Raw genomic sequence first — 23,262 nt, 5'->3', positions numbered from 1 at the left:
ACGATAAAATGACGCAGAACCCTGCGACGGAAGACCCCAACCTCGAAGCCGGCGCGGACGCGCCCGAGCAGGCGGCCAACGCCGAGGCAGGCCTCGACGCGCAGCTCGCCAAGCTCCAGGCCGAACGCGACGATCTCAAGGACAAGCTGCTGCGCACGCTCGCCGAGATGGAGAACCTGCGCCGACGCACCGAGCGCGAGATCGCCGATGCGAAAACCTATGCCGTGACCAGCTTCGCCCGCGACATGCTCGGCTCCTCCGACAATCTCCGCCGGGCGCTGGAAAGCCTGCCCGCCGATGCCTTGAAAGCGGCCGATGCTGCCGTGAAGACGCTGCATGAAGGCGTCGAATTGACCGAGCGCGAACTGCTCAAGACGCTGGAGCGTCACGGCGTGCGCCGCATCGACCCGCTGGCTGAGAAATTCGACCCCAACCTGCACCAGGCGATGTTCGAGGCGCCCGACGCCACGATCGCCAAGGGGCTGGTCTCGAAGGTCGTGCAGATCGGCTACAAGATCGGCGAGCGCGTGCTGCGCCCGGCGCTGGTCGGTGTCTCCGCGGGGGCGCCCAAGGCGGACGCGCCGGCCGACGAAACCAGCCCGCACTGACGCCGTGTTCGAGGCCGCCGGCGTCGCCATCTTCGCGCTGACCGGTGCCCTCGTCGCCGCCCGCAAGGGCATGGACCCGTTCGGCTTCATCCTGCTGGCGACCGTCACAGGCGTCGGCGGCGGAACCTTGCGCGACGTCCTGCTCGGGCGCGGCATCTTCTGGGTGCGCGATCCCAGCGACGTCATCGTCTGCACCGCGGTCGCCCTCGGTTGCTGGGCCCTCGCCTATCTCAAGCCCGGCGTCCTCGAAGGCTGGGCCGGCCGCAAACTGCTGATCTGGGCCGATGCCGCCGGCCTCTCGCTCTTCGCCGTCATCGGTACGCTCAAGGGCCTCGACGCGGCCGTTCCCGTACTCTCGGCGGTCGCGCTCGGCGCGATGACCGGGACCTTCGGCGGCATCCTGCGCGACATCCTCGCCGGCGACCGGCCGATGGTGCTGTGGAGCCGCGATTTCTACGTCACCGCCGCAACCGCCGGAGCCGGCACCACGGCACTGCTCGCCGGCCTCGGCCTGCCCGGCCCGATTGTGATGCTCGGCGGGTTCGCAGCCTGCTTCGGCCTGCGGGCGGGATCGCTGCTGTTCGGCTGGTCGTTCCCCAGTCTGCCCGGCAAGCCGGCCGATTAGGGCTTCGGCTTCGTCACTCGCCGCAGTGTCAGGTTGATCCGCCCGCCCTCGGGCAGCAGCGTCGACGATCCCCTCAGGATCCGGTCAATGCCGTGATAGGCGAGCCGCGCCTCACCGCCAAAGATCAGGACATCGCCCGACGCGAGCTTGAGCGAGGTGGTCTTGCCGCCGCGCGTCGTGCCGCCGATGCGGAAGAGCGCGGCATCGCCGAGCGAGACCGACAGGACCGGAGCGTCGAAATCCTGCTCGTCGCGGTCCTGATGCAGGCCCATCTTGGCGCCCGCCGCGTAGAAATTGACGAGGCAGGCCTCGGGTGGATGCGGATAGCCGGCCAGCTCCGCCCAGAGATCGAGAAGCGGCGCCGGCATCAACGGCCAGGGCTCGCCCGTCTCGGGATGCTCCGGCTGGTAGCGATAGCCATTGATGTCGGAGACCCAGCCGAGCGAGCCGCAATTGGTCATGCGGACCGAGAAGGGCTTGCCGGTCTTCGGCATGCGCGGCTGGAAGAACGGCGCCTTGCGCGCCACGGCGCGCAGCTCCGCCACCAGGGCGGCCTGCTCCTCCGGCGCCAGCCTCCCCGGCCAGTGGACGACGCCCGGTGCGACGGTGACGCGCGTCATCGTCAGAGCGCGTCGAGGCCGAGCACGTCGGCCATCGAGTAGAGCCGCGCTTCCCGTCCCTTGCCCCAAAGGGCGGCCTTGACCGCGCCCTGTGCGAAGAGGCTGCGATCCTCCGCGACATGGGCGAGTTCGAGCCGCTCGCCGGCGCCGGCGAAGATCACCTTGTGATCGCCGACGACCGTGCCGCCACGCAAGGCAGCAAAGCCGATCGTGCCGGCCTGGCGCGCGCCGGTGATGCCGTCGCGGCCGGCGACGCGCTGCTGTGCGAGATCGACCGCGCGCCCTTCCGCCGCCGCCTCGCCAAGCAGGACGGCCGTGCCGGAGGGCGCATCGACCTTCATACGGTGATGCATCTCGACGATCTCGATGTCCCAGTCGGTGCCGAGCGTCGCTGCGACCTTGCGCACCAGCGCCGCCAGCAGGTTGACGCCGAGGCTCATGTTGCCGGAGCGGATGATCGGCGTGCGCTTCGCAGCCTCGGCCAGCTCAGCCAGATGCGTGGGCTCAAGCCCGGTCGTGCCGACGACATGCAGGATTCCGGCATCGGCGGCGAGCTTGGCAAAGGCGACCGTCGCGTCCGGCGCCGTGAAATCGAGCACGCCATCGGCGGATGCGAAAGCTGCGGCGGCGTCGCTCGTCACCTTGATGCCGGATGCCGGCAGGCCGGCGAGAATCCCGGCATCCTCGCCGAGCGCGGCAGAGCCCGGCCGCTCGATCGCGGCCACAAGCGTGCAGCCGTCGGCCTGATCGATGGCGCGAATGAGCATCCGGCCCATCCGCCCGGCGGCACCGACGACGACGAGACGCATATCACTCATGGAAGGCGGGCTCCGGGCTGGTTCTGCGACGAAAGCAGATGCCTTCGCCAGTAGCGCAATAGGCCCGGCTCCGCCAGCGGCCCACCCGAAAGCCGCGCATAGCAAAACGGCCGGGTTGCCCCGGCCGTTCCTGTTCTCGCAAGAGGTCGGCGCTCAGGCCGCCTGCTGGATGCCCGAGAGCTTCCAGGCGGCGCCGCGCTCGCGCAGGAAGGTCCAGTATTCGCTGACCTCCTGGGTCTGCGTCGCGCTGCCCTCGACGACATTGCCGGACTTGCGGTCATAGAGCGCGTTGATCAAGCTGAAGCGCATCGCCACCGTCGCGTAATCGGCGTCGCCCTCGTGCCAGGCCTGCGACAGGTCGCCCTGCAGCAGCTTGACGTCGGAGACGCGGTCGACCAAGCCGCGGCGAGCGTTGTCGCTGAGATCCTCGTCGAAATAGCCGAACATCTCGGGTGTCGTCCGCTGACGCAGGCCGGCCTCATCCTCGTTGGAATAGGCGGTGTTGACCTCGCCGAGCAGGCGCTCGAAGGCGTTGAAATCCTCGCCCGAAAGCTCGATCGGCTGGGGCTGCACCGCCGCAGCAGCGGCACCGCCACCGAAGCCGCCCATGCGGGCGGCGGCAGGCTGTTGCTGCGGGGCGTCATAGCCCTGGCGGGCATAGGGCGCGCCCGCGCTGGCGAGCTGCGGCTCGGAACGGCGGCGGAAGAAGCGGATGGCGAGCATGACGATGCCGGCGATCAGCGCGAGCTGAAGCAGGAAGCCGAGCACACCGGCGAGCGAAGCCAGACCGCCGAAGAAGCCGGAGCCCGACAACATGCCGAACAGACCGGCGCCGAGCAGGCCGGCACCGATGCCCATCATCATGTTGCGCGCGAAGGACGGGCGGGCCGCCTGAGCAGCCGCACCGGCGGCCGAGGGGCCAGCCATCGACGGCGACGCCGGCGAGGACGGGGCCGAGCGCTGGAAAGTCTGGGCGCCGCCCGGCGTCGTATTCGTCGACGGCGGCGCGCTATTGGTGAATGACCCACGGCTGCCCGAGCTGCGGCCGCCGCCCGGACGGGCTTCGGCAACGAGCGGCACGAGCAACAGGGCCCCGGCAACCAGGGCGACGGCACGTCCACGATGGGCAAGCGAAATCAGAGACATTGTTCCTCCCGGAGCCCCCCAATGGGCCCACCGCTGCCCAATATGGAGAGAGCCCGCATTCCACGCAAGGCCCGATCCGGCTAACAGACTGAAATTCCTGACTATTTCAAATCGGTACATAATTATTCGTTGCGATCGGGCCGATATGGTAAACTCCTGATCCGTCTCGCCATGCGAGGCGCAGGGAGAGAGCCATGACCGGATCCGGACCGAGGCCTCACCGACATCGCGTGCTGAGCTGCATGCTCGCGCTCGCCGTGCTGTTCCTGTTCAGCGAAGCGGCAGCCGCCGGCGAGCCGGCCGTCGCGCTGGACAAGCCGCGCCTGGCCCAGGCGCCGGAGCCGCTCTGCTTCTGCTGGAACGACGGCCGCAAGATCGCTGAAGGGTCGATGTCCTGCATCAGGACCACGCAGGGCCGGCGCGTCGCGACCTGCGGACGGGTGGTCAACATGATGTCCTGGCAACTGACGGAAACCGCCTGCCCGGAGAGCTGAACGCTCCCGCCTGAGGCCTGAGCCCAAACAGAAACGCCGCCGGGACTTCTTCCCGGCGGCGTTGTTGTCATTGCTCTTGTGGTCCTAGCGACTTCGAGACTGACCCGTTGTCAGAACGCTCCCAGAACGATCGCCATCATGAAAACGAAGGCCGCACCCATGATCAATCGGTCGAGACGTAGCGTGACACTCATCACACCCTCCTGTGTCATTGACCTGTCGTGGAGGCTATCAGAACTGACGAAGGCCGCAAGGGGGCAGCATCGTGGCGGGGCCGGGACGGAGGGTAGAACATCCTTAATCAGGGGTTAAACCATTGATTAGATTTGGGGATATTCCTGACTGCGAAATTTCGTCGCGAGTCTGCTCCAACGCGGCGCCACAGCTTCGCCACGGTTCGACCTGAGCCCCCACGGCCTGATCTTGGCAACATCTGGGAGATGGTTCGAGACGGCGAAACCCGCCCTGGTTAAGGCCGGGAACAGTGCATTAAGGCGCGATTCACCACGGCGCCAAAGTTAATCCGCCTGTGGCGGCCGGAGCGCAGTCGGTTGAGAAACCGTTCACCAAGCGGTTCGCATTTGAATGGTCATGCGACGCGCTCATCTCGCCCTCATCGCACTCGGCATCGCCGGCGCAGCCGGCCTGGCAGGCTGCGGCAAATTCCAGAAGCCGCAGCGCGCCGCCTGGCGCGACCAGGCGGAAGCCGCCTGCATGGCCTCCCGGCAGGTCCAGATCTCGTCCTATGTCAGCCTGCGCGGCAAGGCGATCGACGGACCGGGAACCTGCGGCATGCAGCAGCCGCTGAAGGTCTCGGCCTTCTCGAATGGCGGCATCGGCCTGACCAGCTCGGCCACCCTCTCCTGCCCGGTCGTCGCGACCACCGACAAATGGCTGGCCGAAGTGGTGCAGCCGGCGGCGATGAACGTGCTCGGCGCCCAGGTCGTCGAATTGCGCGCCGGCTCCTATTCCTGCCGGGCGATGAACAACGGCACCAGGACAACGCGCACCTCGGAGCATGCCTTCGGCAACGCCGTCGACGTCTTCTCCTTCCGGCTCAACGACAACCGCGTGATCACGGTGAAGGATGGCTGGCGCGGCTCCCCCGAGGAGCAGAATTTCCTGCGCGAGGTCTTCGTCGGCGCCTGCCAGCATTTCTCGACGGTGCTCGGCCCCGGCGCAGACCCGCTGCATTACGACCATTTCCATATCGACCTGGCGCGGCACTCGAAAGGCCGGCACATCTGCAAGCCGGTGATCAAATACACGCCGAACTACAATCTGCAGCCGCCGGACCCGGCGCGACCCTACGCCTCGTCCCAGTCGCAGCCGCGTGACATGGCGCCGGCGGCCGGCACCATGGTCGCGGATGGCAGGCTGCTCCGGCAGCCCAGCGATGGCTTGCGGCCGCCCGGCGCGGTGCAGGGCGGCTACCCGGTCGCGAACTATGGCCGAGGCCAGGCCCAGAGCCTCGATGCGCAGCAGCGCTTCCTGGAGCAGTACGACACGCGTCAGCGGCAGGGGCACTTCCAGCCGCAGCCGCTGCCCAGCGAGAATGCCGGGCCGCTGTCACTGCCGGGCGCGGTGCCGCCGACGGAGGAAGCCGTTCTCGGCGACGAGGGCGGGACGGGTGTCGTCGACATGGAAGGCGAGGACCAGGCCCAGCCGATGATCACGCCGCAGCACGACCCCTTCGCCTACAGCTCCGGGCGCGTGCCGCCGCGGCGCTAGATCGCCATGCGTCCTATCGGGCGCAAAGTGGCGATCTAGCCCATCGCCTAGCATCAGGTTGCTCCGAAAAGTGGGTTCCACTTTTCGGTCCGATGCTGAGCCCCACGCTCAGCGCGAGACCAGCACCTGCCGGCATTCCGGCGGCAGGGCATCGAGCGACATCGGCGGTTTCGGCTTGGGTTTCGGGCCCGGCCTCGGCTTCGGCGGATTGAAGATGGCCTTGTGCTGGCGCTCGATCCAGCCGCTGAGCTCGGCGCCGCAGCCATCGCCGAAATTCGGAGGTTCCTGGCCCTGGCAACTCGCCATGCCGGCCGGACAGGCCAGCCGGATATGGAAATGGTAGTTGTGGCCCCAGATCGGGCGCACCTTGTCCAGCCAGCTCTTGTCGGCGCCGGCCTCGCGGCAGAGCGCGACCTTGAGCGCCGGGTTGACGAAGATGCGCTCGACCTTCGGCTCGGCCGCCACCGTGCGGATCAGCCTCGTATGGGCCGGGGTCCAATGGCGTGGATCGACATCGCGCCAATCGGAGCGAGCCATGTTGACCGCCGACATGTTCTCGCGCTGCTCGCGGTCGAGCCGGCCCCGCGGCATCGGCGTCAACCAGACATCGGCATCGAGCCCGATCTGGTGCGAGGCATGGCCGGTCAACATCGGCCCGCCGCGCGGCTGCGACATGTCGCCGACGAGCAGCCCCGCCCAGCCGGTGATGCGCGGCACGTCGCGCGCCAGCTTCTCGAGATAGTCGATCAGGGCGGGATGGCCCCAGTTGCGATTGCGGTTGAGCCGCATGACCTGCCAGCTTGGCCCATCGACCGGCAAGGCTTCGGCGCCGGCGAGGCAGCCGCGCGCATAGGAGCCGATCGCTCGTGCCTGCATGCTCGCCGGCGCGGTCTTCTGGCCGAAGAGCGTGCGGGCGGCATCGGGCCAGGCGGCAATGTTGGCGGCGCGGTTCTTCGCCTCCTGATCCGCCGTCGACTGGGCGAGTGCTGCAACCGGCAGGAAGGCGAGCGGAACGAGGAGGGCTGCGATTCGGGAGATAGCGCGCATATCCTGAGAATCACCGCGACCAGCCATCGCGGTCAAGCGCCGTGGCTGGACAAGCGGCGCGGCGAATTGCAGCCTTGCGCATCGGCGCCGCAGAGCACCTTTCAGGGAGGATACCGATGACGGCCAGGATCGACCGCCGCAGCATTCTTGCCGGCGCAGGCGCCCTTCTCGCAGCACCGACCGCAGGCCTCGGCCAGCAACCCTGGCCGCAGGGGCGGGTCCTCAAGCTCGTCGTGCCGTTTCCGCCGGCGGGCGCGACCGATGTGCTGGCGCGCCTCGTGGCCGACAAGCTCGGCCGGACCTGGGGGACCAATATCGTGGTCGAAAACCGTCCGGGCGCCGGCGGCAATATAGGCACGGATGCCGTCGCCAAGGCCGAGCCGACCGGCGACACCTTCCTGATCGTCTCGGTGGGCATGGCGACCAACCAGTATCTCTACCAGAAGCTGACCTACGATCCCGCCAGGGACCTGGCGCCGATCACCATGGTCGCGATGGTGCCCAACCTGCTGGTGGTCAACAAGACGGTGCCGGCGAACAACGTCGCCGAGCTGATCGCCTATGCGAAGGCCAATCCCGGCAAGCTCACCTATGGCTCGTCCGGTATCGGCACCTCGGTGCATCTCTGCGGCGAGCTGTTCCAGAAGCTGACCGGCACCAAGATGGTGCATGTGCCCTATCGCGGCACGGCGCAGGCGACGCAGGACCTGATCGGCGGGCGCATAGACCTGATCTTCGACAATATCCCGCAGGCGCTGCCCCATGTCCGTGCCGGCTCGATCCGCGGCTTCGGCATCACCACGGCGAAGCGCTCGCCGACGGCGCCGGAATTCGCGCCGATCGCCGATACCGTGCCGGGCTTCGACGTCTCCTCCTGGTTCGCGCTGTTCGCGCCTGCGAAGACACCGCCCGCTGTCATCGCCAAGATCCAGGCCGACACCAAAGCGGGGATTGCCGACCCGGCCGTGCGGGCGAAGATGGATGCGCTCGCCGCGGAACCCGTCGGCAATAGCCCGGACGAGCTTGGTGCGTTCCTGCAGGCCGAGATGAAGCGCTGGGGCGACCTGATCAAGGAGGTCGGCCTCAAGGTGGAATGATCCGGAGCCGCCCGGGCGGAACCGAGGCTTCGCGGCCGGCGTTTCCCGCTAGACCTCGCCCGAAACGGGCGCTGCTTTACGGGAGTTCGCCATGTCCACCCTTCTCATCATCGTGCTGCTGATCGTGCTTCTCGGCGGCGGCGGCTATTACGGCCATCGCAGCTATGGAACGGCCGGGCTCGGCGGCGTGCTCGGACTCGTCCTCGTGATCGTCCTGATCCTGTGGCTGCTCGGCGCCATCGGCGGCGCGCGCATCGCCTGACGCCTCGACCGGCGTGCGCCGCGATCAGCTCGCGGCGCGGCTCTCCCAGACCGCGACAGCCGCGGCCAGATCCTCGAGCGCGACGCCGACGGACTTGAACAGGGTAATGCCGCCGCCCTCGACCGGGCCGGCGATCCGGCCGTGGCAGAGATCGGCCAGTGTGCCCGCCACCTTGTCGGCGCTGTAGCTGCCCTCGGCGATGGCGACGGCGACATCGCCGCCTTCGTCGATCGCCTTGCTGGAATCGACGATGACGCGGGCACGGTGCAGCGCATCGGCATCGGCCTCGCGCATCTGCATGGTGAAGCCGCCGATCAGGTCGAGATGGGCTTCGCGCTTCAGCCAATGGCCGTGGATCAGCGGTTCGGTCGCATTGGTCGCGCAGGAGATGATGTCGGCCGTGCGGGCCTCGCCTTCGAGATCGGTGGTGGCGCGAGCTTCGATGCCCTCCTTCGCCAGTTCGGCGACGGTCGCCTCGGCGGCTTCGGGCCGCCGCGCCCAGATCGCGATCTCGGTCAGCGGCCGGACGGAGCGATGCGCCTTGATGATGAAGGGCGCGAGCGCGCCGGCCCCGACCATCAGCATGCGGCTGGCCTCGGGGTTCGACATGTAGCGCGAGGCCAGGGCCGAGGCCGCCGCCGTGCGCCATGTCGTCAGCCGGTTGCCGTCCATCACCGCGAGCGGCTTGCCGGTCGCACCGTCCATCAGCAGGTAGGCGCCCATGACGCCCGGCAGATTGCGCTTGCCGTTGCCGAAGAAGACCGAGACGATCTTGGTGCCGATATAGGGATTGGCGACATCCGGCCCGCTCCAGGCCGGCATGGTCAGCAGGATCGCATCGGTCTCGCCCGGCCGCTCGATCGCGTATTGGCCGCGCTTGGGCGCGATGACCTCGCTGCGGAAGGCGTCGTCGAGAAGGTCGATCAGGCCAGGATAACTCAGGGCCGCATCGATCTCGGCCACGTCGAAAAGTCGCATCAATTCCGTCCGTTGGTCAGTGCCGGCAACGCGGAGTCGGGCACGGCCGAACGCAGCGCCTGGGTTTCGGAGCGCAATGCCTCCGCCTCACGGCGGTTGCGGCGCGCCGCCTTGCGGTGCTTGCCCTGCGCGACCCAGGAGGCCAGGCCGCCGACCAGAACGCCGACGGCGATCGCCGCGAGCACCACGGCGAAGAGCGGTAGCTCGAAGGAGAACACGGGTAAGTCGCGGCTGAACGGATCGAGCGAGACGCGCACAGTGCCGCGGTTGGCGACCGAAAACAGCACGATCACCAGCGCGACGGGAACCAGCACCAGCGCCTTGAAGAAGGCCTTCATCACAATCTCCGTGTGGCCGCGGGACCGGCGCCTCAGCTCAACCCTTGCCGTTGAGGCGCAGCCGCAGCTCCTTGCCCGTCTTGAAGACGGGGACGAACTTCTCTTCGACCTCCACCGCGTCGCCCGTGCGGGGGTTGCGGCCGATGCGGGCCGAGCGGCCCTTGCGCGAGAAGGCGCCGAAGCCGCGCAATTCAACCCGGTCGCCCCGGGCCAGCGCCTTCACCACCTCGTCCAAAATGGCCGAGACGATGTTCTCGATATCGCGTTGGTAGAGATGGGTGTTGCGGTCGGCGATCCGCTGAACGAGTTCGGATTTAATCATCGCTGGGGCATAACCATTTGTATCAAAATCACTTTTCAGCGGCAGGCTGCCAGAGCGCCAAGGGCGCGTCAAGCCGCAAGCCGAGCGGTTGGTCCGCTGCGCGCGCGATCGTCGTGGCGAGTGCATCGAGGCCGGCGCCACGCGCCATCGCCTCGGCGAGGCTCCACAGGCCGAAGGAGGAGGATTCGCTGCGGCGGCGCCAGTCGCGGACCTTCAGGTCCTTGGCGACGCTTTTCTCACGCTCCATCCAGGCGATCGCCTCCGGCTCGCCGCCGATCTGGTCGATGAGCTTCAGCCCCACCGCCTGGCGGCCGGAATGCACCCGCCCATCGGAGACCGAAGCCACTTCGCCCTCGGCGAGATGGCGGCGATCACGCACCATGTCCTTGAACCAGGTGTAGTTGTCGTTGACGACACGCTGCAGCGCCTCACGCGCCTCGGGCGAGGTCGGCTCGAAGCCATTCGGCGCCGCCTTGAGCGGGCTCGACTTGACCGTTTCGACCTTGACCCCGACCGTATCCAGCAGGTTCGACACGTTGGGGAACTGGAAGAGCACGCCGATCGAACCGACCAGCGAGGTCTGCCGAGCGACGATACGGTCCGCCCCCATCGCCGCGATATAGCCGCCCGACGCCGCGAGACCGTCGACGACCGCGACCATCGGCTTCTTCGCCGCGAGCTGGCGCAAGGCCGTATGCACCGCCTCGGAGCCGGAGGTGGTGCCGCCGGGACTGTCGATGCGGAGCACGACGGCCGAGACCGCCTTGCTGTCCTCGACCGACTTGATCAGGTCGAGCGTACGGCGATCGCCGGAGATGAAGCCGGAGATGGTGATGCGCGCGATATGGGCGCTCGACAGGCCGGCCGGACCATCGCCCTTCCAGGCGAAACCGCCGACCACCGCTGCGACGATCACGCCGAGCACGGCGAGCACACGCCAGAGCGTCAATTTGCGGCGCAGGCTGCGGCGGTCTGCGAGCAGATCGGCATCGGACGACATCGGTTACTCCTGGAGCATGTTCGGTCCGAACATGCTCAGCTTTTTGATTTCGCGCGAATTCTTTTCGTTCGACCGGTTCCGGCCGAACGGAAAGCGCGCGGCGGCTGCGGGTCCGTGATGTAGACCTGCTGGCCCGGACGGGCAAGGCGGGAGGCGCTGCGTCAGGCCGCGACCGAGGCGCGCGCCCGGTCGAGCGCGAGCAGCGCAAGCCCGCTGGCGACCGAGCGGAAAGCATCGCCGATATGCACCTTTCCGGCACCGAAGCGGCGGTCGAACAGGCTGCGCACCGCCGGAACGTAGGAGGTGCCGCCGGTCATGAACACCGCCTCGATGCGGTCGCCCCCGAGCCCGGCCTCGGCCAGCGCGCGGTCGAGCGCGGCTTCGATGGCGCCGACATCGTCGGCGATCCAGCGCTCGAAATCGGTCCGGCGGATCGGCTTCTCGATGGTGACCCCCACCTGGCTGAAGCTCAGCGTGGTCGCCTCGTTGTCGGAGAGCGCGACCTTGGCGGCGGAGACGGCTCGGTAGAGCTCGTAGCCGAGATCGTATTCGATCACCGTCAGCAGATTCTCGAGCTTGCCGGGCTCGACCGCCTCGCGGATCAGGGCGTTGAGCTCGGCCATGGTCTCGCGGCTCTTCATCAGCGAGAGCTTGTGCCATTGCGCGAAGGCGGCGTGATAATGCGCCGGGACAGGCAGCAGCTTGTCGAAGGAGCGGTATTCCGTGCCCTTGCCGAGTGCCGGCGAAACCGCATGCTCGATGATGCGGTAGTCGAAGGTGTCGCCGGCGACGCCGACGCCGGCATGAGAGAGCGGGATCGCCTCCAGGCTGCCATTGCGGCCGGGCTCGAAGCGCATCACCGAGAAGTCGCTGGTGCCGCCGCCGAAATCGGCGACCAGCATGGTCTGCGGCTCCTTCAGGTCGCGCGCATACCAGTAGGCGGCGCCGAGCGGCTCATAGGCGAAATCGACCTGGGCCATCCCGGCCTTGCCGTAGGAAGCCTTCAGGCGGCCGACCGCCAGTTCCTCGTCCGGGCGCTCGCCCGCGAAGACGACCGGGCGGCCGGAGACCAGCGGCAGCGCTTCGCGGTCGGCGAGCCCCTCGGAGAGGTCCGACAGGAAGACGCCGATCAGGTCCTCCAGCCGGAAGAGCTTGCCGAAGAGCCGAGTCTCCTGGAAGGCGCGGCTGGAAAGATGGGTCTTGAGCGATTGCAGGAAGCGATGCTCGGTCGTCATGCCTAAGGCCATGTCGAGGGCGTCGGGGCCGCTGACATGGGTGATGCGGGTCTGCGGCGGGCGGCCCTCACGCCAGAACATCAACGCCGAGCGATAGGCATCGACCGCGCCCTGCTTCGTGGCGAAGGAGCGCGTCATGACCGATCCGTCAGCGCCAGCCAGCGCGACGACGCTGTTGGTGGTGCCGAAGTCGATGCCGATGGCGGCGGGGGTCATGGCGGGCTCCTTTCACGGGACAGACGAGCCCTCACCCGAAGCGCAGCGGTGCGACGCCTCGGGTGAGGGCTGGGTAAAATCAGCCGAAACAAAAGCCCGCGCGGATCGCTCCGCGCGGGCTGTCTTGGATGTCCGGCCGCTTCACGCGGCCGAAACCTCACTTCTTGTCGGTGGCCTTCTTGAGCGCAGCGCCCAGGATGTCGCCGAGCGAGGCACCGGAATCGGCGGAGCCGTACTGGGCCATCGCTTCCTTCTCCTCAGCCATTTCCAGGGCCTTGACCGAGACCTGGATCTTGCGGGCCTTCTTGTCGAAGAGCACGACGCGGGCGTCGATGCGCTCGCCGGCCGCGAAGCGCTCGGGGCGCTGCTCGGAGCGATCGCGGGCCAGCTCGGCGCGCTTGATGAAGGTCATCATGTCGGTGTCGGCGATCTTCACGTCGAGACCGGACTCCTTCACCTCGACCACCTCACAGGTGACGATCTGGCCCTTCTTGAACTCGCCGGCATCCACGAAGGGATCGCCGCCGAGCTGCTTCAGGCCGAGCGAGATACGCTCCTTCTCGACGTCCACATCGAGAACGATCGCCTGCAGGACGTCGCCCTTCTTGTATTCCTCGATGACCTGCTCGCCCGGACGGTTCCAGTCGAGATCGGAGAGATGGATCATGCCGTCGATATCGCCTTCGAGACCCAGGAACAGGCCGAACTCGGTCTTGTTCTTGACCTCGCCCTCGACCGTCGAGCCCGCCGGGTGCTGCTCCGCGAAGAGCTCCCACGGGTTGCGCAGGGTCTGCTTGAGGCCGAGCGAGATGCGACGCTTGACCGGATCGACCTCGAGGATCGCGACGTCGACTTCCTGCGAGGTCGAGACGATCTTGCCGGGGTGGACGTTCTTCTTGGTCCAGGACATCTCGGAGACGTGGATCAGGCCTTCGATGCCCGGCTCCACCTCGACGAACGCGCCGTAGTCCGTGATGTTGGTCACGCGGCCCTTGAGACGGGTGCCGACCGGGTAACGCTCGGCGATGCCATCCCACGGATCGGCCAGCAGCTGCTTGATGCCGAGCGAGATGCGGTGCGTGTCCTGGTTGATCTTGATGATCTTGACCTTGACCGTCTGGCCGATGGTCACGACCTCCGACGGGTGGTTCACGCGGCGCCACGCCATGTCGGTGACGTGCAGCAGGCCGTCAATGCCGCCGAGATCGACGAACGCACCGTATTCGGTGATGTTCTTGACGACGCCGTCGATGACCTGGCCCTCTTCGAGCGAGGCGACGAGCTCGGAACGAGCCTCGGCGCGGGTCTCTTCGAGAACGGTACGGCGCGACACGACGATGTTGCCGCGGCGGCGATCCATCTTGAGGATCTCGAAGGGCTGCGGCTGACCCATCAGCGGGCCGACGTCGCGGATCGGACGGATGTCGACCTGCGAACGCGGCAGGAAGGCCACGGCGCCGTCGAGATCGACGGTGTAGCCGCCCTTGACGGTGTTGAAGATCATGCCGCTGACCTTCTCGCGGGCCTCGAAGGCCTTCTCGAGCTTGACCCAGCTCTCTTCGCGGCGAGCCTTGTCGCGCGAGATGACGGCTTCGCCGAGCGCGTTCTCGATCCGGTCCAGATAGACCTCGACCTCGTCGCCGACGTTCAGTTCCTGCTCACGGCCGGGGCCGGTGAATTCCTTGAGCGCGACGCGTCCTTCGGTCTTCAGACCGACGTCGATGATCGCCATATCCTTCTCGATGGCGACGACCTTGCCCTTGATGACAGAGCCTTCGAGGGCATCGTTCTTGCCGAAGGATTCCTCGAGCAGGGCGGCGAAATCCTCGCGACCCGCGCTGTAGCTTTCAACTGCTGACATGTAATCTCCTGGGAGCCGGCCGCGTATCCCGCGGGTGTCCGGCCTTAAGCGCCGTGGTTGGTGCTGCGTTCCGGATCGCGGCCGTCGGCACCTCCTCTCGGAGGTTTCCGCCTCCCCGTCAGGCGGGGTTGGCGGAGGCGCCAGGACCAGCGGCTCGATCCGTATCCGGACGACCTGCTTCAAACACGAAACGGGAGCAGGTCTTGCAGACCGCCCCCGGCGCATGATCGATCACGGCCCTTCGGACAGGGGCGATGTAATGCAAACCGGCCTTCAGGGCAAGGTCGAAACCAAGCCCCGAGACGCCAGTTCGATCAGGGACACAGCAGCTTGTAGCGCTTGTGCGTCAGGCAACTGTCGACGACCAGCGCGTAATCGGACGAGGCCTTCTCGACCGCGGCCGCGCCGCTTTCCGCCGTCGCCCCGCCGACGGACTGCACCGCGTTGGCGGCGCTAGCCAGCACATGGGCCTGTCGAAACCCCGGCACCGGAATGTAGCTCGCCAGCGTACCGGCGACCGCGATGGCGGTGCCGGTCTGCTGCTGCTGCGTCGCCCGCTTGATCGCAGCCAGTTGCGGCGCCGCCTGCTGGCGGCAGGCGGTCAGGTCACGCTGATAGCGGTCGGGATTGACACGATGCATGTCGACGAGCGGCTCGTAGACGGAGGTACTCGGATCCTCCATGGGCACGGTTGCGCCCGCAGCGCTGGAAGCCAGCCGCGGCCCCTGCCCCTCCGGTGGCAAGGCAGGCGCTGCCGGCAAGGCAGCCGCTACCGGTTCAGGCCCTTCCGATTGCACCGTCTGATTGCAAGCACCCACAGTCAGCGCCAGCAGCGCCGCCACAAAAACCCGCACTGCCCCATCCCCTGCTCTTTCGGATATCTTTATTCTTGAGTGTCGCGCGACCCGCCTTTCGTCACGACAGCGCTCAAGACAGAACATAACGTTACGTCACATTCAATATCCTGCCGAGCCGCTTCCCCAGCATCGCGCGCCATGCCAGTCTGCGGGCAGGTTTCACGGCATTTCGCGGGAGCATTCCATGGGCTGGGCCATTCTGGGACTGATCGTCGTTCTCGTCGTCTACCTGATCATGACCTATAACGGGCTCGTCGCGATGCGGCAGCGCGTGAACCAGGCCTTCGCCGATATCGACGTCCAGCTGAAGCAGCGCCACGACCTGATCCCGAACCTGGTCGAGACGGTGAAGGGCTATGCGACGCACGAGAAGTCGACGCTCGATGCGGTGATCGCCGCCCGCAACGCGGCACAGGGCGCGACCGGCGTGCATGACAAGGCCGCGGCCGAGCAGCAGCTTTCCGGGGCAGTCGGCCGGCTGCTCGCATTGGGCGAGGCCTATCCCGACCTCAAGGCCAGCGCCAATTTCCAGCAGTTGCAAGTCGATCTCGGCAATGTCGAGGACAAGCTGGCGGCAGCGCGGCGCTTCTTCAACAATGCGGTGGGCGAGTTCAACGCGGCGATCCAGGCCTTCCCGGCGGTGCTGTTCGCGCCGCAGATGGGCTTTACCCAGCGCGAGTTCTTCGATGTCGGCCCGGAAACCCGCGCCCAGATCGAAGTCGCACCCAGCGTGAAGTTCTGACGGCGGCAAGACGTTCACGGGAGCGGCTGCGATGGCCGAGGCCTTCGGGCTCTATACCCACCAGCGCAACAACCGGATCAGGTCCAACCTCCTGATCGCTGGGCTTTTCCTGCTGGTCTATCTCACCGCCTGGGGCCTGCTGCTCGTCGCCTTCGGTTATGGCGGCGTGCCGCGCGGGCGCACCGCCTTCGGCGAGGCCGGCCGCATCTTCCGCTCGTGGTTCCCTTTCATCACCGCGGCGACGATGCTCTGGGTCTTCGTCGGCTTCCGCATGAATGTCGCGATGATCAATGCCGTGACGGGGTCGACGGGCCTCGCGCGCGAGGACAACCCGAAGCTCTACCGGATGCTGGAGAACCTCTGCATCTCGCGCGGCCTGCCGATGCCGAAGCTCGCCATCGTCGAAAGCGAGGCGCTCAATGCCTTCGCCAGCGGCGTCAACGACAAGCAGTTCACCGTCAGCGTCACGACCGGGCTCCTCGCCCAGCTCAACGACGCCGAGGTCGAGGCGGTGCTGGCGCATGAACTGACCCATATCCGCAATGGCGACGTCCGGCTGATGGTGATCGCGGTGGTGATCGCCGGCGTGATCTCCTTCATCGGCGAAATCGTCTTCCGCGGCTTCGGTCGCAGCCGGGTCAGGGTCTCATCGGACGATGCGAAGAAGGGCAACGGCCTTGCCATCATCATCGGCATCGCGGTGATCGCGGTCTCGTGGTTCCTGGCGGTGCTGATCCGGCTGTCGCTGTCGCGCTCGCGCGAGTACCTCGCCGATGCGGGGGCGGTCGAACTGACCAAGAACCCGGATGCGATGATCTCCGCCCTGCTCAAGATCTCCGGCCGGGCCGATATCGAGGGGGTGCCGTCGGGCGTGATGGACATGTGCTTCGAGAACGACCCCGACGATTTCGCCGACCTGTTCTCGACCCACCCTTCCGTCACCAAGCGCGTGCAGGCGCTGGTCGAGACGGCCGGCGGGCGGATGCCGGCGATGCCGCCGCACCCGCCGAAGATCGGCGAGCGTCAGGACCTGCCGACCATGGTCGAGGAAACCGCGGCGCGCGGGCCATGGGCGCGGCCGCCGCAGGCGCCTGGCTCGCACTAGAACTCAGGCGACGAGCTTGGCCGGATCGATCTCGAACACCAGCGGATAGAAGGTGCTCCAGCGGCTCCAGCGCTGCGTTCCGGCCTCGCCGACCGCCCAGAGCCTGCCATCGGGCGCGAAGCCGAGATCCTCGATCCCGCCGGGAGCGGGGTAGCGCGCAAGCACGGCACCCGTGGCGGGGTCGAGTTGCGACAGGAAGGCCGGCCGGTTGCCGGAGCTCTGCGAAATCCAGACCTTGCCCGCCTTGTCGAAAGTCGCGCCCTGCGAGAGGAGCGGCAGCGGCAGGATGGCCCGGCTATCGGCAAGACCGATCGGCGTCTCGCCGCCAGCAAGGACGCGATCGATGGGAACTGCGTGCAGGTTCGGTGCGCCTTCGCGGCGATAGGGCCCGAACCAGAGCGCATCGCCCGACGTCGTCAGGAAGGAAGGCCCCATCGTCTTGTCGACGCGCACTTCCTTCACTGGCACGCATTCGCCGCTGCGACAGGATTCCTTGAAATCGAGAGCCAGGAGCCGCCCGGAATTGGCGACGAACAGCGTGTCCCGCGCCGTGGCGAGCCCACCGGGATGGCCATAGGTCGCCGGCAGCGCGAAGCTGCCGAGGAGGCGCCCGTCCCGGCGCGAGAGCCGGAACAGCCGCGCGGGGCCGTTGTCCTGGTCGCGCTCGGTGCTGCGATAGGCCGCGATCAGGATCTCGTCGCCGAAGACGGTGAGCCCCTGCGGCACATAGCCCTCGTTGAGGCCGGGCGACCAGTAGCGCCGGCCGATCGCGGCCGCGTTGGGCACGGTGGTCAATTCACGGGCGTCATAGGTCGGCGCCTCGCCGGGCAAGGCGGGGCGCGCCCGCGCGCCCGAGGCCAGGCACAGGCCGGCGCCCGCCATCAGCATGTGGCGCCGGTTCACGATCATCGCCTCAACGCCCTTCCGTCGCCCATTCCAGAGCTTCCTCCAGACGGTCGTCGCCCCAGAACAGTTCGCCGTCGCCGGCGACGAAGAAGGGCGCGCCGAAGATGCCGATCGACTTGGCATATTCGATCTCAGCACGCAGGCGGCCCTTGACCTCCTCGCTGCGCGAGAGCGGGATCGCGACATTGGGATCGCTGCCCGCCTCTTTCAGCGCGGCGCTCAGTACGGCTTCCTCGGCCATGTTGCGGCCTTCGCAGAAATGCGCCTGGAACAGCGCCTTCGAGAAGGCAGGCGTCCAGCCGCCGTCGCGGCCGGCGAGCGCCAGCCGCGCCGCCGTCAGGGAATTCTGGGGAAAATTCTCCGGCTTGACGATGGCGACGCCCTGCCGCCGGCCGCGCCGGGCGGTATCGCGCCACATATAACGGCCCTTGCTGGGATAGAGCGCGAAGGGCGAGGTGTTCCAACCCTGTGCCGCGAAGATCGGCCCGAGCAGGAAGGGCCGCCAGCGCAAGGTGACGCCGGCCTCCTCGGCCAGCTTCTCGATTCTCAGGGCGCTCAGGCAGGAATAGGGCGACGCGAACTCATACCAGAAGTCCAGAACGGGACGATTCGGCATTCAGCCTCCGAACAGGTCGTCATGTCGTGTCGCGCCCGATCGAGCCTGCGCCCTTCGTAACGCGACCGCAAGCGCCGCGAATGAGCGCCTGTGGAATGGAAGGACGACGCGCTCGCCCGCATCGATCCATCAGCGGACGACGCGGGATCGATCAGAAGGTTCCGATTGCTTCGCCCCGAACGCTGGGATAGTGCGCCATTGCGTCCGAAACGCGGCCCATGGGGGCTGCCAGAAGGAAAATGAACAGATGGCTGACAGCAGCGTGAAAAAGGTCGTCCTCGCCTATTCCGGCGGTCTCGACACCTCGATCATCCTCAAATGGCTGCAGACCACCTATCGATGCGAGGTCGTGACCTTCACCGCCGATCTCGGCCAGGGCGAGGAGCTCGGACCAGCGCGCGACAAGGCGCTGCTGCTCGGCATCAAGCCGGAGAACATCTATATCGAGGACCTGCGCGAGGAATTCGTGCGCGACTACGTCTTCCCGATGTTCCGGGCCAACGCCGCCTATGAGGGCGTCTATCTGCTCGGCACCTCGATCGCGCGGCCGCTGATCGCCAAGAAGCTGATCGAGATCGCGGAGGCGACCGGCGCCGACGCCGTCTCCCATGGTGCGACCGGCAAGGGCAACGACCAGGTCCGCTTCGAGCTGACCGCCTATGCCCTGAAGCCCGACGTCGTCGTGATCGCGCCCTGGCGCGAATGGGACCTGCGCTCGCGCGAGCAGCTCATCGCCTTCGCTGAGCAGCACCAGATCCCGATCGCCAAGAACAAGCGCGGCGAGGCGCCCTTCTCCGTCGACGCCAACCTGCTGCACGCCTCGTCCGAAGGCCGCGTGCTGGAGGACCCGGCGGTCGAGGTGCCCGATTACGTCTATTCGCGCACGATCTCGCCGGAAGATGCGCCCGACAAGCCGACGATCATCACCATCGGCTTCGAGAAGGGCGACGCGGTTTCGATCGACGGCCAGAAGCTCTCGCCGGCGACGCTCCTCGCCAAGCTCAACGATCTCGGCCGCGACAACGGCATCGGCCGGCTCGACCTCGTCGAGAACCGCTTCGTCGGCATGAAGTCTCGCGGCATGTACGAGACGCCCGGCGGCACGATCCTGCATGCGGCGCATCGCGCCATCGAGTCGATCACGCTCGACCGCGGCGCAGCCCATCTCAAGGACCAGATCATGCCGCAATATGCCGAGCTGATCTATAACGGCTTCTGGTTCTCGCCGGAGCGCGAGATGCTGCAGGCGCTGATCGACAAGAGCCAGGAGTTCGTCACCGGCGACGTGCGCCTCAAGCTCTACAAGGGCGGCGTCCATGTCATCGGCCGATCGAGCGACTATTCGCTCTACGACCAGGACCTCGTCACCTTCGAGGAAGGTGCGGTCGCCTACGACCATCGCGACGCAGCCGGCTTCATCAAGCTCAATGCGCTTCGCCTGCGTACGCTCGGCCAGCGCAAGAAGAAGCTGGGTCTCTGAATCATCTGCCCACGCCGCATCTGACCATTTGCGGCGTGGGCGACACCCAACCGAGAGCAGGTTTCGATCGGGCGAGCCAACCGTCGCGATCGGCACGCGAAGCCGCCGACACTCGGAACTTTGCTACTGGATGACGCTGCGAAGCATCATCCAGTGATAGGATAAATTACCTATTTTGCCGTGAGCGGTCGCAGTCGGCGGGCCGACACGCAAAAGCGCTTTGTCCGGGATATGGATAAATGAGCCCGGCGGCGGCTGCGGATACTCCGATCGCCCATGGCTGTCGGGTTTGGGCGGTGCCCATTGCGAGATCCAGGTGGCTCGCGCGTTCGTCGTCCACACCCACGGCTTCTTGCGCTCCCTCACGATCCAGCGGCTATCAAAATCGAAGGTCTCCGCCACCAACCCCGTACCGGCGAACAAATTCAGGAAAGCCTGCTGGAAGTAGATTCCGGAGCTGTAGCTCGCGACGCCAATCCGTTGCAGCTTGTGAGGCTGGCGAGGTCCGGTAATGGGAAGGCGCGCGGCCATCTCGCGATGCGTTGCCGTTACGATGGCGCTCAGGGTCTCGACCGGGCGAGTGGAAAACATGTTCCAGGCGGATTCGGGATCCCTGGCGGGGTCGGGCATGAAGGGCACGATCAACAATGTCGGCCGCACTGCGGCCATCTGGGTCCCAATCGTCGGGAGATAGCGCCATATCTTGTTCCATCCGCCCGCAAAGCGGGGGTAATCGCCGACCGTGGCGACAACGACCTTTCCTTGCGTCGGGGTCGGGTGAATAAAAATCTGTGCCTGGGTGAAATCACTGGTCAGCGGCGAGGCCGCGACCCCAACCCAATAATTGCGCCCATCCTTCTCGATCCGAAACCGGAATGGGTAGAAGACACCGACCACAGGAACCTGCATGGCCGGCATTCCCGGGATAAACGGCGCCAGCACCATCTTCTTTTCCACGACAGGCACGGCTGCGTCGGGGTTCATCTGCTCGACGAGCATGCCGTGGATCAACTCCGGATTCGTGCCGCCAGGGCCGACGGGCAGCGGGCCCGATGGCGCGCCCGCAAGCGCATCCAGCTTCCCCAGCGTCTTGCCGTTGGGATCGACAACACTGTCGACCTTCGGTATTTCGCCGGTCGGTTGCCAGCGCTGCTGAAACTGCTTGATCGCCGCGACCAAAGCGGAAGGCGGCGCATAACGCCGACCCGGCGAAGGCTTGGACCAGGCGCCGCTCTGCCCCCCATCCGACGGCCCGATCCGATCCAGCAGGTCGATAATCTTGCGCTGATCGTCAGGGGCGCTTAGCACGGCCACGCCGTTACGCCGTCCAACTGGCCCGTCCAGTGTCGTCATCGCGTTTCCTGCCCCGTTCCGGAGGCAAGCGTCCGTGGCGACCGGCAAGATGTCGTCCTTCGTTTGGCGGACTTGCGAGACGCGCCAGCAGCTCCGGCGGCCGCCATCTCGATCGCGCGATTGAACTCTCCGTGCTTTGTCGCGTTCTCGTCTCACCGTTCAATGTGAGAGGCTTCGCATGCTGCGCCTTCTGGCTCCTGCCCTGATCTCGACTGTCCTGCTGTCCGGGCCTGGATCAGCCCAGGAAGTCCCACCGAAAAGCGAGAAACCGGCAACGCCGGAGATCGCGACCTGCAAGACGGCTGCGCTGCAGGCGCTCCACGCCAAGGAACCGGAGATCAAGGACATCTATATCGACGAGGACGCCGCCACGGTCGCGGTGTCCGAAGCGAAGATCGAAAACATTCCGGTGACGCGCATCGTCATGGCCGAGGCCTATCTGCGGACCGATCGCTCGGACAAGCCGCGCCGCTTCCTCTGCCTGCTCGGCGAGAAGAACAAGGTGCTGCTGACCTTCTTTACCGCGCGCTGAGGCCTGCCGGCAGGCAAAGCGAAAGGGCCGCTCAACGGCCCTGTTGCTCTCCTGGGAACGAGCCGCCGCTCAGCCGCCGTCGACGACCCTGGTTGCGGGCCGGTCATGGCCATCCGCCAGCTCCTCGTGCCAGCGGCCGTTCTGATCCTGATAGACGATCCCGTCGGTATTTCCGGCGACCGTCTGCCGGGCGGCGGCCCGGTTTGCCGCCTTCAACGCCGCATCATGCGTCGGAAAGGTCTCCGACAGCGCGCCGCCGACCTTGTAGGCCCAGCCGCCATCATGCTCGACCACCTCGTACTTGACCATGACCATCGCGCATCCTCCTTTCAATCGAAGGAAAACCGCGCCCCGGCCATGGGGTTCCGGCTAATCGCCGTTGCCGCTATCGGCCGCGCGCAGCGAATCCAGCACCGGCATCGAGGTGATGTGGTAGCCGGCATCGACATGATGGATATCGCCGGTGACACCTCCGGAGAGATCCGAGAGATAATAGAGCGCCGAGCCGCCGATCTCTTCAAGCGAAACCGACTTGCGCAAGGGCGAATTGGCGCGCTGCCAGGAGAGCATCGCGCGCGCATCCGAGATTCCGGCGCCGGCCAGCGTCCGCACCGGCCCGGGCGAGAGCGCGTTGACGCGGATGCCGCGCGGGCCGTAATCGCCGGCGAGATAGCGCACGCTCGCCTCAAGCGCCGCCTTGGCGACGCCCATGACGTTGTAGTTCGGCATGATCCGCGTCGAACCGCCATAGGTCAGCGTGATCATGCTGCCGCCCCTGGGCATGCGCTCCGCTGCCCGCCGGGCGATCTCGGTGAAGGAGAAACAGGAGATCACCATGGTTCGCGAGAAGTTCTCGCGGCTGGTGTCGGCATAGAGGCCCTTGAGCTCGTTCTTGTCGGAGAAGCCGATGGCGTGGACGATGAAGTCCAGCGTGTTGCGCTCGGGATCGCCGCCCCAGGCCTCGTCGAGCGCAGCAAAGGCGGCATCGACCGAAGCGCTGTCCTCGACATCGCAGGGCACGACCAGCTTCGAGCCGATGCTCTCCGCCAGCGGCCGGACGCGCTTGCCGAGCGCATCGCCCTGATAGGTGAAGGCGATCTCGGCGCCATGGGCGTGAAGGGTGCGGGCAATGCCCCAGGCAATCGAATTCTGATTGGCGACGCCCATGATGAGGCCGCGCTTGTTGTGCATCAGCGGGAGCATGGCAAACTCGGAAGGGGCTTCAGGAACGGGTCCGAAGGCGGGGAAACGGAGGGAAGTCGGCTGGTCGGGT

The 23,262-nt window shown here is 66.8% G+C and carries 26 protein-coding genes; 10 read left to right on the top strand and 16 right to left on the bottom strand.

Features of this window, described 5'->3' with window-relative positions:
• Positions 1–8: 8 nt before the first annotated feature.
• Together grpE and FHT98_RS17510 are read left to right on the top strand one after the other, a co-directional pair.
• On the top strand, positions 9–608 hold the full coding sequence (gene grpE, locus FHT98_RS17515) for a nucleotide exchange factor GrpE (protein WP_061968366.1): 600 nt from the start codon (positions 9–11) through the stop codon (positions 606–608).
• A gap of 4 nt (positions 609–612) precedes the next feature.
• Positions 613–1,233, top strand: a complete 621-nt coding sequence (locus FHT98_RS17510) for a trimeric intracellular cation channel family protein (protein WP_082617458.1) — start codon at positions 613–615, stop codon at positions 1,231–1,233.
• Here the strand turns inward: FHT98_RS17510 and FHT98_RS17505 are convergent.
• The 3 genes from FHT98_RS17505 to FHT98_RS17495 all read right to left on the bottom strand — a co-directional run bounded on the left by FHT98_RS17505 (position 1,230) and on the right by FHT98_RS17495 (position 3,817).
• Positions 1,230–1,853 (bottom strand): alpha-ketoglutarate-dependent dioxygenase AlkB family protein, encoded by a 624-nt coding sequence (locus tag FHT98_RS17505; RefSeq protein WP_061968369.1) that lies wholly within the window; start codon positions 1,851–1,853, stop codon positions 1,230–1,232. The two genes, FHT98_RS17510 and FHT98_RS17505, sit on opposite strands and share 4 nt — an antisense overlap.
• Positions 1,854–1,855: 2 nt before the next feature.
• Entirely contained in the window at positions 1,856–2,662 is an 807-nt protein-coding gene (gene dapB, locus FHT98_RS17500) for a 4-hydroxy-tetrahydrodipicolinate reductase (RefSeq protein ID WP_061968371.1), read from the bottom strand.
• Positions 2,663–2,824: 162 nt separating this feature from the next.
• A complete protein-coding gene (locus tag FHT98_RS17495) occupies positions 2,825–3,817 on the bottom strand; it encodes a Tim44 domain-containing protein (protein ID WP_061968373.1) in 993 nt (330 codons plus the stop codon).
• A 194-nt stretch (positions 3,818–4,011) separates the two neighbouring features.
• On the opposite strand from FHT98_RS17495, the gene FHT98_RS17490 reads away from it, so the two are divergent.
• Both FHT98_RS17490 and FHT98_RS17485 read left to right on the top strand, forming a co-directional pair.
• Positions 4,012–4,311, top strand: a complete 300-nt coding sequence (locus tag FHT98_RS17490; RefSeq protein WP_142114771.1) for a hypothetical protein — start codon at positions 4,012–4,014, stop codon at positions 4,309–4,311.
• A gap of 591 nt (positions 4,312–4,902) precedes the next feature.
• Positions 4,903–6,042 carry an extensin-like domain-containing protein gene (locus FHT98_RS17485; protein ID WP_162260105.1) on the top strand — a complete coding sequence of 380 codons (1,140 nt, stop codon included), beginning with the start codon at positions 4,903–4,905 and terminating at the stop codon, positions 6,040–6,042.
• Between the two features lie 108 nt (positions 6,043–6,150).
• Here FHT98_RS17485 and mepA read toward each other — a convergent pair whose 3' ends face one another.
• Positions 6,151–7,089 (bottom strand): penicillin-insensitive murein endopeptidase, encoded by a 939-nt coding sequence (gene mepA / locus FHT98_RS17480; protein WP_061968378.1) that lies wholly within the window; start codon positions 7,087–7,089, stop codon positions 6,151–6,153.
• Between the two features lie 116 nt (positions 7,090–7,205).
• Between mepA and FHT98_RS17475 the strand changes: the two genes are divergently transcribed.
• Together FHT98_RS17475 and FHT98_RS17470 are read left to right on the top strand one after the other, a co-directional pair.
• Entirely contained in the window at positions 7,206–8,186 is a 981-nt protein-coding gene (locus FHT98_RS17475) for a tripartite tricarboxylate transporter substrate binding protein (RefSeq protein ID WP_113584707.1), read from the top strand.
• Positions 8,187–8,277: 91 nt separating this feature from the next.
• Entirely contained in the window at positions 8,278–8,448 is a 171-nt protein-coding gene (locus FHT98_RS17470; RefSeq protein ID WP_082617459.1) for a DUF3309 family protein, read from the top strand.
• Positions 8,449–8,472: 24 nt separating this feature from the next.
• Here FHT98_RS17470 and lhpI read toward each other — a convergent pair whose 3' ends face one another.
• The 7 genes from lhpI to FHT98_RS17435 form a co-directional block, all read right to left on the bottom strand.
• The gene (gene lhpI, locus FHT98_RS17465; protein WP_061968381.1) at positions 8,473–9,426 is read right to left on the bottom strand and encodes a bifunctional Delta(1)-pyrroline-2-carboxylate/Delta(1)-piperideine-2-carboxylate reductase; all 954 of its coding nucleotides are present in this window, start codon (positions 9,424–9,426) and stop codon (positions 8,473–8,475) included.
• A complete protein-coding gene (locus FHT98_RS17460; protein WP_061968383.1) occupies positions 9,426–9,764 on the bottom strand; it encodes a LapA family protein in 339 nt (112 codons plus the stop codon). Before FHT98_RS17460 ends, lhpI begins: the two co-directional genes overlap by 1 nt.
• A gap of 37 nt (positions 9,765–9,801) precedes the next feature.
• Entirely contained in the window at positions 9,802–10,086 is a 285-nt protein-coding gene (gene ihfB, locus FHT98_RS17455) for an integration host factor subunit beta (RefSeq protein WP_061968384.1), read from the bottom strand.
• 28 nt (positions 10,087–10,114) lie between these two features.
• Positions 10,115–11,086, bottom strand: a complete 972-nt coding sequence (gene sppA / locus FHT98_RS17450; protein WP_061968387.1) for a signal peptide peptidase SppA — start codon at positions 11,084–11,086, stop codon at positions 10,115–10,117.
• A gap of 161 nt (positions 11,087–11,247) precedes the next feature.
• A complete protein-coding gene (locus FHT98_RS17445; protein ID WP_142114770.1) occupies positions 11,248–12,537 on the bottom strand; it encodes an Hsp70 family protein in 1,290 nt (429 codons plus the stop codon).
• A gap of 157 nt (positions 12,538–12,694) precedes the next feature.
• A complete protein-coding gene (rpsA, locus tag FHT98_RS17440) occupies positions 12,695–14,398 on the bottom strand; it encodes a 30S ribosomal protein S1 (protein WP_061968390.1) in 1,704 nt (567 codons plus the stop codon).
• 314 nt (positions 14,399–14,712) lie between these two features.
• The gene (locus FHT98_RS17435; protein WP_142114769.1) at positions 14,713–15,081 is read right to left on the bottom strand and encodes a hypothetical protein; all 369 of its coding nucleotides are present in this window, start codon (positions 15,079–15,081) and stop codon (positions 14,713–14,715) included.
• A gap of 358 nt (positions 15,082–15,439) precedes the next feature.
• Between FHT98_RS17435 and FHT98_RS17430 the strand changes: the two genes are divergently transcribed.
• Together FHT98_RS17430 and FHT98_RS17425 are read left to right on the top strand one after the other, a co-directional pair.
• Positions 15,440–15,997 (top strand): LemA family protein, encoded by a 558-nt coding sequence (locus tag FHT98_RS17430; protein WP_061968393.1) that lies wholly within the window; start codon positions 15,440–15,442, stop codon positions 15,995–15,997.
• A 31-nt stretch (positions 15,998–16,028) separates the two neighbouring features.
• The gene (locus tag FHT98_RS17425; RefSeq protein ID WP_142114768.1) at positions 16,029–17,102 is read left to right on the top strand and encodes a M48 family metallopeptidase; all 1,074 of its coding nucleotides are present in this window, start codon (positions 16,029–16,031) and stop codon (positions 17,100–17,102) included.
• Positions 17,103–17,105: 3 nt separating this feature from the next.
• Here FHT98_RS17425 and FHT98_RS17420 read toward each other — a convergent pair whose 3' ends face one another.
• Together FHT98_RS17420 and FHT98_RS17415 are read right to left on the bottom strand one after the other, a co-directional pair.
• Positions 17,106–18,005: an NHL repeat-containing protein gene (locus tag FHT98_RS17420; RefSeq protein ID WP_142114767.1), complete on the bottom strand. Its 900-nt coding sequence runs from the start codon at positions 18,003–18,005 to the stop codon at positions 17,106–17,108.
• A 10-nt stretch (positions 18,006–18,015) separates the two neighbouring features.
• Positions 18,016–18,624, bottom strand: a complete 609-nt coding sequence (locus FHT98_RS17415; protein WP_061968398.1) for a 2-hydroxychromene-2-carboxylate isomerase — start codon at positions 18,622–18,624, stop codon at positions 18,016–18,018.
• A 247-nt stretch (positions 18,625–18,871) separates the two neighbouring features.
• Between FHT98_RS17415 and FHT98_RS17410 the strand changes: the two genes are divergently transcribed.
• Complete coding sequence (locus FHT98_RS17410) at positions 18,872–20,104, top strand: argininosuccinate synthase (RefSeq protein WP_061968400.1); 1,233 nt, start codon at positions 18,872–18,874, stop codon at positions 20,102–20,104.
• 123 nt (positions 20,105–20,227) lie between these two features.
• On the opposite strand, the gene FHT98_RS17405 is transcribed toward FHT98_RS17410, so the two are convergent.
• On the bottom strand, positions 20,228–21,457 hold the full coding sequence (locus tag FHT98_RS17405) for a hypothetical protein (RefSeq protein ID WP_061968402.1): 1,230 nt from the start codon (positions 21,455–21,457) through the stop codon (positions 20,228–20,230).
• Positions 21,458–21,635: 178 nt separating this feature from the next.
• On the opposite strand from FHT98_RS17405, the gene FHT98_RS17400 reads away from it, so the two are divergent.
• Positions 21,636–21,989 carry a hypothetical protein gene (locus tag FHT98_RS17400; protein WP_061968404.1) on the top strand — a complete coding sequence of 118 codons (354 nt, stop codon included), beginning with the start codon at positions 21,636–21,638 and terminating at the stop codon, positions 21,987–21,989.
• Between the two features lie 69 nt (positions 21,990–22,058).
• On the opposite strand, the gene FHT98_RS17395 is transcribed toward FHT98_RS17400, so the two are convergent.
• Both FHT98_RS17395 and fabI read right to left on the bottom strand, forming a co-directional pair.
• The gene (locus tag FHT98_RS17395; RefSeq protein WP_061968406.1) at positions 22,059–22,304 is read right to left on the bottom strand and encodes a DUF2188 domain-containing protein; all 246 of its coding nucleotides are present in this window, start codon (positions 22,302–22,304) and stop codon (positions 22,059–22,061) included.
• Between the two features lie 54 nt (positions 22,305–22,358).
• A complete protein-coding gene (gene fabI / locus FHT98_RS17390; protein WP_142114766.1) occupies positions 22,359–23,192 on the bottom strand; it encodes an enoyl-ACP reductase FabI in 834 nt (277 codons plus the stop codon).
• Positions 23,193–23,262 lie beyond the last annotated feature (70 nt).

It is taken from the genome of Allobosea sp. AK1, from assembly GCF_006714945.1.
Classification (GTDB): domain Bacteria; phylum Pseudomonadota; class Alphaproteobacteria; order Rhizobiales; family Beijerinckiaceae; genus Allobosea; species Allobosea robiniae.
This window is presented reverse-complemented; position numbering and strand designations above follow the sequence as displayed.